Below are 13,194 nucleotides of genomic sequence, written 5' to 3'. Positions count from 1 at the left end.
TCCGAGTGTATGACCCGCCGCCGACACTCCGGCCCGGGTCGCCGGATCCGCCCGGTGAGGGGCGGCCGTTACGGCGCGTCCGGGTAGACGAAGGCCACGAAGCCGCCGTACGCCGCCGAGACGGCGGCGGCCGAGCCGAGCAGGAGCACCAGCGACGCGCGGCTGCGGATCCGGGCGAGTCCGGTGGCGACGGGCAGCAGCAGGGCGAAGGCGGGCAGCAGGAAGCGGGCCCTCGAGTTGAAGTAGGCGGCGTCGCCGAGCGCCAGGGTGAGCATCGCCGCGCTGTAGAGGAGCAACGGGAGCGGCTGGCGCTGGATGAGGGACATGCCGAACAGGACGACCGCGCCGATCAGCACGGCCGCGACGACCACCTGGGTCAGCCAGACCTGGTCGGCGTCGGTGAGCAGGTCGCGGAAGGAGTACAGGGTGCTGCGGCCGAGGTCGAAGTGCGAACGCCAGGCGTCCTGGACCCGGAAGTAGCCGTCCCAGCGGCCCTTCACGGCGCCGACCCAGGCGAGGAACCCGAGGAAGCCGAGCGGGGCGAGCAGCATGCCGAGCGCGGTGCGCAGCGTGCCGCGCCCCCGCAGGACCTCCCAGAGCGCGGCCGTTCCCACCGCCGCGGCGAGCGCGACCCCGGTGGGCCGGGTCAGCCCCGCGAGCAGGCAGAGCGTTCCGCCCCAGACCCAGCGGCGGGTGATCACGGCGTACAGCGACCAGGCGGCGAACGCCGTGAACAGCGGCTCGGAGTAGGCGGAGCTCTCCACGACGGCGTAGGGGGTGATCCCCCAGAGCACGGCGGCGATGACGCCGACCCGCTGTCCGTGGAGCCGGGCGGCGACCGCGTAGACGCCCCAGGCGGCGGCCAACGAAGCCGTCCAGGCCACGAGCAGCGCCGCCTGGTGCGCCGGCAGCGGCAGCACGGTGTGCACCAGCCGCACCAGCGCGGGGTAGGCGGGGAAGAACGCGTACGGCTCGTAGGGGCCGTACGGGCCGGGCACCGGGGTGGTGCCCGCGTAGCCGTGCAGCGCGATCTCGCGGTACCAGTACGCGTCCCACAGGGTGCTGAGCCGGCCGAGGCCGGGGGTGCCCCGGTGGGAGCCCCAGAGCACGAGCACCAGGACGCCGAGGGCCCGCACGGCGGCGTAGCCGATCAGCGCGGGGGCGGCCGCTCGCAGCAGGCCGGCCGGACGCGAGGACCACCCCGCGGGTGCCGGGCGGGAGACGCGGACGGCTGTTTCCGCGGACAAGAGCACCCCATCGTCGGAGGCGACGCCGGTGCCGGCGGTCGGCGTCTCCGCTCGGCGCCGGAACCGCAGCGGATTGCGCGACACCTCATGATGACAGCCCGATTGGCCCCCGGATGCAAACGCAACGTCAACCCATGATGACGATCAGCTCGTTGTCCGCTCGAACAGGGCGACGGTGAGCCCACGAACGTGCATCACCTCGGTCTGCCGGTAGGACGCGCGGAGCGCCTCGGATTCCGCGGCCGGGAACCGCTTCAGCGTGTCGCCGTCGTTGCCCATGGTCACGACCCAGATCCGGGGTGTGCCCAGGCATGCGGTCGGCACCGGGCAGGCCGATGCGAACAGGTCACCGCGCTGGACGGCGTTCTTCGCGACCAGGACGTCCTGGAGGTGGACCCGCTCGGGCAGGTAGTAGCGGACCTCCAGGTCGATCATCATCCACTTGTCTTCGCCGCGGACCGGGGCGAAGCCGTCCCCCGGCCGGTACCGGTCAGCGATGAACTGCGCGGCACGCCGGCCGTCGGTGTGCTCGTGGGAGGTGGAGGTGCGGAGCTTCTGCTGGTCCGGGACGCCGATCGCCGCCACCAGCACCAGCCCGACCACTCCGAGCAGCCGGGGTCGCAGGGAGTTGAGCCCCGCCGCGGCGAGGATGCACCAGGCCGGCACGGTGTAGAGCTGGTACCGCTCGAAGAAGTAGACGCTGGGGCCGTGCGAGAGGACCCAGCTGATGGCGATCGGCAGGACCGCGACCGCGCCGATCTCGAAGACCCGCTGACGGCGGCGCGTCCAGCCGCCCGGTATCGCGATCAGGACCAGGAAGCAGCCGCTGACCAGCGCCGAGCCGAACAGGTTGTGCCAGTAGTCGATGTAGGTCTGCAGCCACGGGGTCTGCAGCCAGGAGATCTGCCGGCCGACCTGGCGCTGGCCCAGCAGCACGAGCGGGGCCACGGGCAGGAGGCCGATCAGCACCGATGCGCCGAAGCCCAGGAGCGTTCCGCGGTTGCGGTCCCGCCGCCACTGGAAGAACACGATCACGGCGTGGCCGGACAGGAAGAGCAGCGACACCATGTGGAACAGGCCCGCCGCGGCGACCGCGGCCGCGTACGGCAGCCAGCGTCGCGGAGCCGGCCGCTCCAGGGCCCTCAGCAGGAGCCACGTGGCGCAGGAGACGGCCAGCACCACGAATCCGTAGGTCCGGGCCTCCTGGGCGTACCTGGAGATCGACGGCACGGCGGCGAAGAGCAGGCCGGCGAAGAGCGCGGTGCGGGTGTCGAACATCTTGCGCGCGGTCAGCGCCACGAACACCGCCGCACCCGCCATCGCCAAGGCCGACGGGAGCCGCATCACCGCGGGGGAGTCGCCGAGGACGGCGATCCAGTAGTGCATGAACAGGTAGTAGGCCCCGGAGACGGCATCGACGTGCTGGAGCATGTCGAACAGCTCGCCGGTACTGCGGGTGGCGGCGCTCCAGGTCGCGTACTCGTCGCGCCACAGCTGCGGCCGGGCGCTGCCGCGCACCCCGAGGGCGAGCGTCAGCAGTGCGGGCCAGAGCCAGTAGGCCTTGGCCAGGAGGTTGCGGGCTCCCCCCGTCGGCCGGCCCGCGGCCGGCGCGGCGGAACCCGGCTCGGCATTGCGGTCTCGGTCAGCGACGCTCGCGGTCATGGTGGTGGGGTCTCCAGAGCAGGTCGGTGGGTGGGACGGGAGGGCCCGCGGCTCCCGGTCAGCGCCTGCGGCCGGCCGGCGCGTCGGCAGCGGCACGCACCTGCTGGAACGCGGCCTCCATCTTGCGCTTCATGATCGGTGCCAGCGGCCGTTCGACCAGGCGGTGCACCAACCAGGCCGCCAGCAGCATAATCGCCACGGCTGTGAAGAAGGTCGGGTAGGGCGCGAGGCGGCGGCTGAGCCGGGTGATGAGCTGCCAGCCGATCATCTGGTGCAGCAGGTAGAGGGGATAGGTGAGCGCCCCCGCCACGGTCAGCCACTTCCACTGGATCCGGTCGAAGGCGCCGAGGGCGGCGGCGGCGACCACCGCGAAGCAGCAGGTCGTGACGGCGATGGTGAGCGTCCACGACAGGTGGTGGCGGGTGCCGTACTCGTAGCCGCCGACGACGCCGCGCATCTGGTCCTGGGAGATCAGCCACGAGAATCCGACGATGCCCCACAGCAGCAGGTTCTGGCCGTAGCGGTACATCAGGTAGATCGCGATGCCGGCGATGAAGAACCAGGCGTAGGTCGGCTGGAAGACCGTCACCAGCAGGGGCATGTTGGCGGAGCCGGCGATGAGTGCCATGAAGCCCCAGATGCCGCAGAAGGCGAGCACCCGGCGGTAGGTGAGGCCGAACGCCACCAGCACGCCGAAGAGGATGTAGAAGCGCAGCTCGGCCCAGAGGGTCCAGTACACCGGGTCGATGTTGTCCACGCCGAGCGGCATGTTCGCCATGCTGAGGTTGGTGAGGATCCGGCTCGGGGTCGGCCGGTGGGTGTTGTCGCCCCAGATCTTCGGGACGACCATGAGGGCGGCGGCGGTGAGCAGCACGCAGACCCAGTACGCGGGGAAGAGCCGCACGACGCGGGACGTCACGAAGTCGCCGAGCGACCGGCCCCAGCAGGACATGCAGATGACGAAGCCGCTGATCAGGAAGAAGAGTTCCACCCCGAGCCAGCTGTAGGCACCGACGAGGTGGCCGAGCGGCATCAGCTTGCTGGGCAGGCCGTGCCAGATCCCCGGGAAGCGTTCGACGCCGAGCCAGTGCCAGGTGAGCACGCCGAGGGCGGCTATCAGACGCAGGCCGTCGAGAACGTAGAGCCGCGGCCGCTTCGGAGCCCTGGCCGGGGCCGGCTCTGCGGTCGCTCCCCCGACCGGCTGCCCGGCCACCTGTTGGTACTGCACGGGCACGGGTGCGGTCGTCTTCAGAGGGGAGGTCATAGCCGCGCTCTCGATCCGGGGGCAATGGGCCCAGCGACGCACGGAGGGGATGGGTCCGGCATGGGCCGGTTCATCTTATAGACGCATGAACGCAGGCTCAGAGTTGCATGCGATTCGTCACCCCCGGGCACCGTTCGCGCACCGGGCCGTCATCGGCGGCACGCGGCTCCGTCGCTGGTCACGACACCGCCCGGCGCGATCCGGAAGGGATGTCGAGTGACGCTCGTCACGCCGGAGGTCCCGTCCGGACCGCTCGGTCCCGGACCGGCCTGCGGACCGTCGTGGCCCTCCACAACGCGGCGCACGACAGGAGCGCGGCGACCAGCAGCACCAGGTTGCGGGCCACCAGGACGGCCGTGATCAGTGCGTCGCCGCGCACCGCCTCCTCGAAGAAGAGCGGGAACTCCACGGTGGTCAGGGCGGTGGCGAGCACCACGAGGTACACGACGGGCCTCTGCGTGGTGGCCCGCCGGGTCAGGCAGACGGCTCCGACGGCCAGCAGCCAGACGAAGTACTGGGGGCTGATCACCCTGCTGGTCACGGTGAACACGAGAACCGCGGCGAGGGCGGCGTCGGCGGGGGTCGAGACGGTGAAGACCCTGGCCCTGAGCCGCCACACCAGGAGCCAGCAGAAGCCCAGCACGCTGAGGAGCACGAGCACCGCGGCGATCGTGTCGACGTGCGGGCCGACGAACTCCATCGATCCGTAGCGGTACTCGATGTGGCCCGGGTAGCCGAAGAACCGCCAGACCAGCAGGACCGTGCCGCCCAACGACTCGAACTCCACGCCGCGACCGCCCTGGGCGTCGAGGAAGGCGAAGGCGCCGTCGAACAGGAAGCACATCACACCGGTCAGCGCGGCGGCCGAGGCGACGAAGCCCGCCACCGCGGGGCCGAGGCTCCGGCCGCGGGGGGCACCGAAGACGGCGAAGGCCGGCCAGACCTTGACCAGTGCTCCGACGGCCGCCAGACCCCCGCCCAGCCACGGCATCCGTCGGAGGGCCAGCAGCGCCGCCACGGCGAACCCGGCGACGACGACGTCGTACCTCGCGTAGGGGACGAACGTCAGCAGCGGCAGGCCCATGATCCACAGCCACGGGCCGGCCGTGCTGCGGTCCGCGCCGTCGGAGGCCCGGAGCAGTGCGGCCGTGACGGCGAGATCGGCCGCCAGGACCACCACGACGAAGGCCGGAACGTAGTCCAGCACCGGCACGAGTTCGGGTGCGAGGACCACTGCGGCCGCACCGGGCGGGTACTGCCAGGTGACGTCCCCGACCGGGAAGGAGCCGTTCAGCAGCCCTTCGGCCCACTTCTGGTAGTAGTGGTGGACCTCGCCGGTGACGTTCTCGCGCCGCGAGAACATCGTCGTGATCATGATCATGCGGGTGCAGGCCCAGTACCCGAGGGCGGCGCCCGTCCGCGGCGACCACCACCGCCGGAATAAGCCGGACTGCTGCGCCCGCGCCCGCGTCCGCCGGTCGGGAGCGTCGATGAAGGTGTCGGACATCACGCTCCGTGGACGGATCGCAGTGCGGCACTCGGAATCCGTCCGAGCAGCTCCTGAGCCGCCCCATTATGGCCTGTTGCCGCCCTCCCCCCGGTCCATCGACCGGCGGACGGCGTGGCTCCGGCGGACGGCCACGGGCCGCAGGACCGACAGGGGGTGACCCGGTGCGACCGCCCGCCGGAACGACCGGGCGGACGCACCTGCATCCGCCTCAGACCAGCCGGCGGGCCGTCGCCCAGCGGGTCAGCTCGTGCCGGTTGCTGAGCTGGAGCTTGCGCAGCACCGCGGAGACGTGGCTCTCCACCGTCTTCACCGAGATGAACAGCTGCTTGGCGATCTCCTTGTAGGCGTAGCCGCGGGCGATCAGCCGCAGCACCTCCCGCTCGCGCTGGGTGAGCCGGTCGAGGTCCTCGTCGACCGGCGGGGTGTCGGTGGCCGCGAAGGCGTCCAGCACGAAGCCGGCGAGCCGCGGGGAGAACACCGCGTCGCCGTCGGCGATCCGGAAGATCGCGTTGACCAGGTCGGTGCCGGTGATCGTCTTGGTGACGTAGCCGCGGGCGCCGCCGCGGATGACGCCGATGACGTCCTCGGCCGCGTCCGAGACGGAGAGCGCGAGGAAGCGCACCCCGCCCTGCTCGCCCATCAGCGGCGCCGAGCGGCGCAGCACCTCGACCCCGCCGCCGCCGGGCAGGTGGACGTCGAGCAGCACGACGTCCGGCCGGGTCTCGGCGACCACCCGCACCGCCGACTCGACGTCGTCGGCCTCGCCGACCACGTCGATCCCGGTCGTCTCGGTGCGGCCGATCTCGGCGCGCACCCCGGTGCGGAACATCCGGTGGTCGTCCACCAGGACGACCCGCGCGACGCGCTCCGGCGCGCTTCCCCCTGCGTCAGTCATCTGCCCTCTCCATCTCCAGCTCGACCTCCGTGCCGCCGCCGGCCGCCGGCCGCACCCGCGCGGTGCCGCCGTTGCGCCGCATCCGGCCGACGATCGACTCCCGCACGCCCATCCGGTCCTCGGGCACCGCGTCGGGGTCGAAGCCGGGGCCGTGGTCGCGCACGAACACCGACACCGTCCTCCCCTCCACCTCGGCGTACACCTGGACCGGTCCCCCGCCACCGTACTTGGCCGCGTTGACCATCGCCTCCCTCGCGGCCTGCATCTGCGCCGCGATCCGCTCGTCCATCGGGCAGTCGCCGACGCAGACCAGCTCGACCGGGACGCCGTGGCGGTCCTCGACCTCGGCGACGACGGCCCGGACGTGCTCGGCGAGGGTGTCCGGCGCGGCCTCCGCGACGGCCTCCGGGCGGTAGAGCCACAGCCGCAGCTCGCGCTCCTGGGCGCGGGCGAGGCGCAGCACCTCCTTCGGGTCCTCGGCGCGGCGCTGGATCAGGGTGAGGGTGTGCAGCACGGAGTCGTGCACGTGGGCGGCGATCTCGGCGCGCTCCTGGGCGCGGATGCGGGCGGTGCGCTCGGCGCCGAGGTCCTGCCACATCCGCAGCGCGTACGGGCCGACCAGCACCAGCATGCCGGCGAGCACCGCGAGCGAGGCCTCGACGATCGAGGCCAGGGTCGAGCCGCTGCCCTGCAGCACCAGGAAGCCGACGATGCCGGCCACCACCAGCAGCACGCCGGCGGCGACCCGGACGAACGCGCTGCGCCGCTTCGACCCCTCCTCCAGGCCGAACCAGCGCTGCCAGCGGGAGTCGTCGGCCTGCCGCCAGACCAGGGCGACGCCGACGCCGATGGTGAGCAGCGGCCAGACGTACGGCTTGGCGGTCTGGATGTGCAGCGCGTTGAGCAGGGCGATGACGCCGACGACCAGCATCAGCAGGGCGATCAGCTGGCCGAGGCCGCCGCCGGTGCGGCCGGCCGCGGCGGGGGCCGCCGTGCCCGGGGCGCCGGTGGCGGGGGCGTCGGCGGGCAGGCCGTGGAAGGTGCGCTGGAGCAGGTCGCGCAGCCGGCCGAGGCCGCGCCGTCCGCCCTTGACCGGTCCGCCGGAGGGGCGGGTGCCGGCGCCGACGCGGACGAAGGCGCCGTCCACGTAGGCCCACTGCGTGGGTGCGCCGGGGGCGGGTTCGCCGATGCCGATCGGCACCACGAACCAGAAGGCCGCGTACAGCAGCGCGCCGATGCCCTGGGCGAAGAAGAGGAGCACGAAGGCACCGCGGACCCAGCTGACGGGCAGCCCGAGGTGGACGGCCAGGCCGTGCGCGACGCCGCCGAGCATCCGTCCGTGCGGGCTGCGGTAGAGCCTGCGGTACGGCTCCACCGGGCCGCCGGGGGCGGTCGGGGCTTCGGGTTCGGGCTGTTGGGTCTCGCTGCCGGGTGCTGCCACGCCACAGACGGTCTCATGTCAAGCGGTACCGGTGCATCAGGGTCGGCCCCGGAAGTCCCTCAGGGACAGATCAGGGTCCGTCCGGGGCCGCAGGCGGTTGGGCGGGGGCCCGGCAGCCACCAGGATGGTGCCATGACCGACGAGCAGAGCACGGCCGGGCGGGCCGGCGGCAGCGCCGACGCCGCGCCCGAGGACGTCCCGCAGGCGGCCCAGCGCCCACCGCTGGCCCGCAGCGGGCAGCACCGGGTGGTGGCCGGCGTGTGCGGCGGGCTCGGCCGCCACCTGGACATCGACCCGGTGGTGTTCCGGGTGGTGGTCGCGGTGCTGTGCCTGTCGGGCGGCCTCGGCCTGTTCCTGTACGGGCTGGCGTGGCTGATCGTGCCGCGCGAGCCGGTCGACGGCCGGCCGGGCCGCACCGAGCTGCAGCGGGTGCTGACCGGCCGGGTGGACGGGCAGTCCATCGGTGCGGTGCTGCTGACGGTGATCGGCACGGGGGTCTTCTTCTCGTCCATGGGCGACGGGGGTCAGCTCTTCCCGCTGCTGCTGCTCGGCGGCCTGGTGTTCCTGGCGGTCCGCTACGACCCGGAGCGCCGCCGCCGGGCACGCGGCAAGGCGGCGCCGGCCGGGCCGGACGGCCCCTACGACCGGTTGGAGGAGCCCGTCGAGCAGCTGGACTGGAAGACCTGGCAGCACCGGGTCCACCAGGACTTCCGTACGGAGTGGCGGGCCCGCAAGGCGGAGATGCACGAGCGGCTGCGGGCCGCCCGCGAGGAGTCCGCGGCGCAGCACGCCGCGGACCGCGCGGCGGGCCGGGTGCCGCAGGACACGCCGCCGCCCGGGCCGAGCGGCTACCTGTGGGACCCGCGGCACCCGGAGCGCAATCCGTACGGCTCGCACACCCCGCCGGGGGTGCCGGCGCAGGCGTGGTGGAAGCGGACGGACCTGCCGGAGGGCGATCCGCTGCGCAAGTCGGGGCCGTCGGCGTCCCCGGCGGCCGCCGACGCGCCGGTGCCACCGGCGGTGCCGCGACCGACCGGGGTGGTCCGGCACGGCGGCTCGGGTCTCGGCGGGGTCGGGGTGCTGCTGGCGCTCGGCGCGGGGGCGCTGGCCTGGTGGCTGACCGACCGGCAGGGGCAGCCGGTGCACATCGCGACGGTGCTGGCGGCGGCGCTGCTGGCGATCGGCCTGGCGATGCTGGTCGGCGCCCGGTACGGGCGGGCCCGCGGGCTGGCCGTACCGGCGCTGCTGCTGACGCTGGTGCTGGCCGCGGCGGGCGGGTCGAACGCGGCGCTGCACGCCGGGGTGGGCGACCGCCTGTGGGCGCCGGCGACGGCGGCGGGCCTGCAGGAGCACTACGACCTGGGGGCGGGCGACGCGACCCTGGACCTGACCGGGCTGGACCCGGCGGGCGCCGCCCTGACGAGTTCGGTGCGGCTCGGCGCGGGTGACCTGAAGGTGCTGCTGCCGAAGGACGCGGACGTCGAGCTGACCGTGCACAACCTGGCCGGCGACATCCGGCTGCCGAACGGGGAGCACCTCTCCGGCACCAACAACAACCACGCGTACACGCTGCACCCGCCGGCCGGAACGGTCTCGCGCGGGTCGCTCGACCTCACGCTGACGGTCGGGCTCGGAGACATCAAGGTGGTCCAGTCATGAGGAAGCACCGGCTCGACCCGTTCTCGCTGATCTCGGGGGTGCTGTTCACCGTGGTCGCCGCGGTGTACCTGGTGGCCTCGCTGAACGACCGCACGGTCAACGGACGGATCGTCATCCCCCTGACGCTGATCGGCCTGGGGACGGCGGGGCTGGCCGGGGCGGTGGCCGCGGTCGCCCGCCGCGGGCGGGGCGGCGAGCTGCCGCAGCCGCCCGAGGAGCGCTGACGGCGCTCCCCGGGCCCCGGCGGCCGGCCCTCAGCTCTGCCGGCCGCCGAGCTCCAGATCGCCGCCGTTCCTGGTGACGGTGTACTTCGGCAGCGGCTTGGTGGCCGGACCGTTGACCACCGCGCCGGTCTTCGCGTCGAAGCGGGAGCCGTGGCAGGGGCAGTACATCTTCCCGTCGCGGGGGGCGTCGACGGTGCAGCCGGAGTGGGTGCAGATCGCGGAGAAGCCGCAGTACTGGCCGGCTGAGGGCTGCACGATGTAGATCGCGTCGCCGGTGGCCGGGTCCTTGACCTGGGCCGAGCCGCCGACCGGGACGCCGGCGGCGGCCACGGTGACCTTGTCGCCGGTCGCGGGCGCGGGGTTGGTGGACCCGGGGGCCGGGTCGCCCTGGGTGCCCGCCGTGCCGGAGGCGGCCGGGGCGGCGACGGCCTTGCGGTCGCGGCCGAAGGTGGCGGTGAGCGAACCGGAGAGCAGCCCGGCGCCGCCGAGGGCGACCGCGGCGATCCCGCCGTCGAGCAGGGACCGCCGGCGGACGGCGCCCTCGGGCAGGCCGCGCAGCCGGTCGCGTTCGGCGCGGCGGGCGAGGTAGCCGTCGATCGAGAGGTACGGGGTGCCGGCCAGCACCAGCGGCGTCCAGGCCATCAGGTAGGCGAGGTCGTTGCCGAGGTAGTACGGCGAGACGTTCCAGCTGACGGTGAGGAAGAGGGTCAGGCTGATCGCGGCGCCGCCGGCCGCGGCGAGCCGGCCCCAGAGCCCGAAGAGCGTGCCGAGGCCGACGGCGAGCTCGCCGAAGGCGATCAGCAGGGCGAAGAAGGTCGGCGCGTGCAGCGCCGGTCCGAGGGCCCAGCCGATCGGGCTGCCGTCCTTGGCGGCCTGGGTCTGCGAGACGAAGGAGGCGGCGTCCCCGGCCCCGGCCAGGTAGTGGGAGTCGGAGAGCTTGTCGAAGGCGGCGTAGACGAAGGTGACGCCGAGGAAGATCCGCAGCGGCAGGGTCGCGTACTGGGTGGCGGTGCGCTTCCACGCCTCGCGCCGGGAGGGGGTGTGTCCGTCGTGCGCCCCGGTCATGCCGTCGCCCTTCCCTCACGGCCTGTCAACTGCTGACAGGTCCGGTCCGATTCTGCCCGTTGCCGTTCGTGTTCTGTTGCAGGTCCGGCGGCGCACACGGCCGCGCCGCCACTTCCTGGTACGGAAGCGGCGGCGCGGTCGTTCAATCGGCCGTGCGATCGGCCGGCGGGATCACTCCCACTCGATGGTGCCCGGCGGCTTGCTGGTGACGTCCAGCACCACGCGGTTCACGTCGCGGACCTCGTTGGTGATCCGGGTGGAGATCTTCGCCAGCACGTCGTAGGGCAGGCGCGACCAGTCGGCCGTCATGGCGTCCTCGGAGGAGACCGGGCGCAGCACGATCGGGTGGCCGTAGGTGCGGCCGTCGCCCTGGACGCCGACCGAGCGGACGTCGGCCAGCAGCACCACCGGGCACTGCCAGATCTGGTTGTCCAGGCCGGCCGCGGTGAGCTCCTCGCGGGCGATGGCGTCGGCCTCGCGGAGCAGGTCCAGGCGCTCCTCGGTGACCTCGCCGACGATCCGGATGCCGAGGCCCGGACCGGGGAAGGGCTGGCGCTGGACGATCTCCTCGGGCAGGCCGAGCTCCTGGCCGACCATCCGGACCTCGTCCTTGAACAGCTTGCGCAGCGGCTCCACCAGCTGGAACTGGAGGTCCTCCGGCAGGCCGCCGACGTTGTGGTGCGACTTGATGTTGGCGGTGCCGGTGCCGCCGCCGGACTCCACCACGTCCGGGTACAGGGTGCCCTGGACGAGGAACTCCACCGACTCGCCGTGCTCGCCGGCCTCGGCGACGATCTCCGCCTGCGCCTGCTCGAAGACCCGGATGAACTCCCGGCCGATGATCTTGCGCTTCTGCTCCGGGTCGCTGACGCCGGCCAGCGCGGTCAGGAAGCGCTCCTTGGCGTCGACGACCTTCAGCTGGACGCCGGTGGCGGCCACGAAGTCCTTCTCGACCTGCTCGGTCTCGCCCTTGCGCATCAGGCCGTGGTCGACGTAGACGCAGGTCAGTCGGTCGCCGATGGCCTTGTTGACCAGGGCGGCGGCGACCGCGGAGTCCACGCCGCCGGACAGGCCGCAGATGGCGCGCTTGTCGCCGACCTGCTCACGGATCAGCGCGACCTGCTCGTCGACCACGTTGTGGGTCGTCCAGGTCGGCGCGATGCCGGCGCCGCGGTAGAGGAAGTGCTCCAGGATCTGCTGGCCGTGGTCGGAGTGCAGCACCTCGGGGTGGTACTGGACGCCGTACAGCTTGAGGTCGTCGTTCTCGAAGGCGGCGACCGGGACCACGTCGGTGGAGGCGGTCACGGTGAAGCCCTCGGGCGCGGCGGAGCAGGCGTCGCCGTGCGACATCCACACCGAGTGCTGCGCCGGGACGCCCTCGAACAGGGTCGAGCCGGTGCGGCTGACGCTCAGCGGGGTGCGGCCGTACTCGCGGGCGCCGGTGTTGTCGACGGTGCCGCCGAGCGTGATCGCCATCAGCTGGAAGCCGTAGCACATGCCGAAGACCGGCACGCCGGCCTCGAAGAGCGCCCGGTCGAGCCGGGGCGCGCCCTCCTCGTAGACCGAGGACGGCCCGCCGGAGAGGATGATCGCCTTCGGGTTCTTGGCGAGCATCTCGGCGACCGGCATGGTGCTCGGCACGATCTCGCTGTAGACCCGGGCCTCACGCACCCGACGGGCGATGAGCTGGGCGTACTGGGCACCGAAGTCGACGACCAGGACGGTGTCGTTCTCGGTTGCGGACTGGTCCGGGGAAGCAGAGGACACGGACGGCCTTCCGGCGGGTGTGGGGAGGGTCTGCACCCGAGTCTACCGGGGCGGGTCGAACGCTCGGACCGCCCGGCCGTCCCGGGGGGCGCGGGCGGCCGCCGGACCGTTCACCCGCTTGCCGGACCTCCGGGCCGTGACCGCCGGCGGCGGCGGATCGTTGCACCGCTTGACCGCGGCGACCGCGCCGGGCCCACCAGGTCCGGGCGGTCACGACGGTCGGCAGGACCACGCGTGGATCCGAATCCGGTCCACTCCCGCGCGTGGCGGGCGGACGCCCGCCGTGGGACCGCGCGGGGGTGCGGCGACCGGGCAGCAGGGGACAGCGACCCCGGCCGCGACCGGACGGACCGTAGGGGCGGGGAGGCCGGCGCCGGCCTCCCCCCCCCCCGGCCGTACCGCACACCCGCGCGGTCCCACGGCGGGCGTCCGCCCGCCACGCGCGGGAGTGGACCGGATT

10 protein-coding genes are annotated in these 13,194 nt (G+C 73.3%); 2 read left to right on the top strand and 8 right to left on the bottom strand.

Annotated elements, in window-relative coordinates:
• Positions 1 to 68: 68 nt before the first annotated feature.
• The 6 genes from AB0O09_RS20595 to AB0O09_RS20570 all read right to left on the bottom strand — a co-directional run bounded on the left by AB0O09_RS20595 (position 69) and on the right by AB0O09_RS20570 (position 7,953).
• Entirely contained in the window at positions 69 to 1,247 is a 1,179-nt protein-coding gene (locus AB0O09_RS20595) for a glycosyltransferase family 39 protein (protein WP_363543239.1), read from the bottom strand.
• A gap of 144 nt (positions 1,248 to 1,391) precedes the next feature.
• Positions 1,392 to 2,909: a glycosyltransferase family 39 protein gene (locus AB0O09_RS20590; protein WP_363543238.1), complete on the bottom strand. Its 1,518-nt coding sequence runs from the start codon at positions 2,907 to 2,909 to the stop codon at positions 1,392 to 1,394.
• 58 nt (positions 2,910 to 2,967) lie between these two features.
• Entirely contained in the window at positions 2,968 to 4,173 is a 1,206-nt protein-coding gene (locus AB0O09_RS20585) for an acyltransferase (protein ID WP_363543235.1), read from the bottom strand.
• 226 nt (positions 4,174 to 4,399) lie between these two features.
• Entirely contained in the window at positions 4,400 to 5,680 is a 1,281-nt protein-coding gene (locus tag AB0O09_RS20580; protein ID WP_363543233.1) for a glycosyltransferase family 87 protein, read from the bottom strand.
• A 211-nt stretch (positions 5,681 to 5,891) separates the two neighbouring features.
• Positions 5,892 to 6,578, bottom strand: a complete 687-nt coding sequence (locus AB0O09_RS20575; protein WP_030263323.1) for a response regulator transcription factor — start codon at positions 6,576 to 6,578, stop codon at positions 5,892 to 5,894.
• A complete protein-coding gene (locus AB0O09_RS20570) occupies positions 6,571 to 7,953 on the bottom strand; it encodes a PspC domain-containing protein (RefSeq protein ID WP_363543367.1) in 1,383 nt (460 codons plus the stop codon). Before AB0O09_RS20570 ends, AB0O09_RS20575 begins: the two co-directional genes overlap by 8 nt.
• Positions 7,954 to 8,151: 198 nt before the next feature.
• On the opposite strand from AB0O09_RS20570, the gene AB0O09_RS20565 reads away from it, so the two are divergent.
• Positions 8,152 to 9,678, top strand: coding sequence for a PspC domain-containing protein (locus AB0O09_RS20565; protein WP_363543230.1), 1,527 nt, complete (start codon positions 8,152 to 8,154; stop codon positions 9,676 to 9,678).
• Positions 9,675 to 9,902, top strand: a complete 228-nt coding sequence (locus tag AB0O09_RS20560) for a hypothetical protein (RefSeq protein WP_344626892.1) — start codon at positions 9,675 to 9,677, stop codon at positions 9,900 to 9,902. The genes AB0O09_RS20565 and AB0O09_RS20560 overlap by 4 nt, the downstream gene beginning before the upstream one ends.
• A gap of 30 nt (positions 9,903 to 9,932) precedes the next feature.
• On the opposite strand, the gene AB0O09_RS20555 is transcribed toward AB0O09_RS20560, so the two are convergent.
• The gene (locus AB0O09_RS20555; protein WP_363543228.1) at positions 9,933 to 10,967 is read right to left on the bottom strand and encodes a Rieske 2Fe-2S domain-containing protein; all 1,035 of its coding nucleotides are present in this window, start codon (positions 10,965 to 10,967) and stop codon (positions 9,933 to 9,935) included.
• Between the two features lie 171 nt (positions 10,968 to 11,138).
• Positions 11,139 to 12,734 (bottom strand): glutamine-hydrolyzing GMP synthase, encoded by a 1,596-nt coding sequence (gene guaA, locus AB0O09_RS20550; protein ID WP_363543225.1) that lies wholly within the window; start codon positions 12,732 to 12,734, stop codon positions 11,139 to 11,141.
• Between the last annotated feature and the right edge of the window lie 460 nt (positions 12,735 to 13,194).

Origin of the sequence: Kitasatospora sp. NPDC093679, from assembly GCF_040683455.1 — a bacterium.
Classification (GTDB): domain Bacteria; phylum Actinomycetota; class Actinomycetes; order Streptomycetales; family Streptomycetaceae; genus Kitasatospora; species Kitasatospora arboriphila.
This window is presented reverse-complemented; position numbering and strand designations above follow the sequence as displayed.

Coding starts and splice junctions, on each gene's coding strand:
- AB0O09_RS20590 (WP_363543238.1), bottom strand. CDS start 2,909: ATGACCGCGAGCGTCGCTGACCGAGACCGCAATGCCGAGCCGGGTTCC.
- AB0O09_RS20585 (WP_363543235.1), bottom strand. CDS start 4,173: ATGACCTCCCCTCTGAAGACGACCGCACCCGTGCCCGTGCAGTACCAA.
- AB0O09_RS20580 (WP_363543233.1), bottom strand. CDS start 5,680: ATGTCCGACACCTTCATCGACGCTCCCGACCGGCGGACGCGGGCGCGG.
- AB0O09_RS20575 (WP_030263323.1), bottom strand. CDS start 6,578: ATGACTGACGCAGGGGGAAGCGCGCCGGAGCGCGTCGCGCGGGTCGTC.
- AB0O09_RS20565 (WP_363543230.1), top strand. CDS start 8,152: ATGACCGACGAGCAGAGCACGGCCGGGCGGGCCGGCGGCAGCGCCGAC.
- AB0O09_RS20560 (WP_344626892.1), top strand. CDS start 9,675: ATGAGGAAGCACCGGCTCGACCCGTTCTCGCTGATCTCGGGGGTGCTG.
- AB0O09_RS20555 (WP_363543228.1), bottom strand. CDS start 10,967: ATGACCGGGGCGCACGACGGACACACCCCCTCCCGGCGCGAGGCGTGG.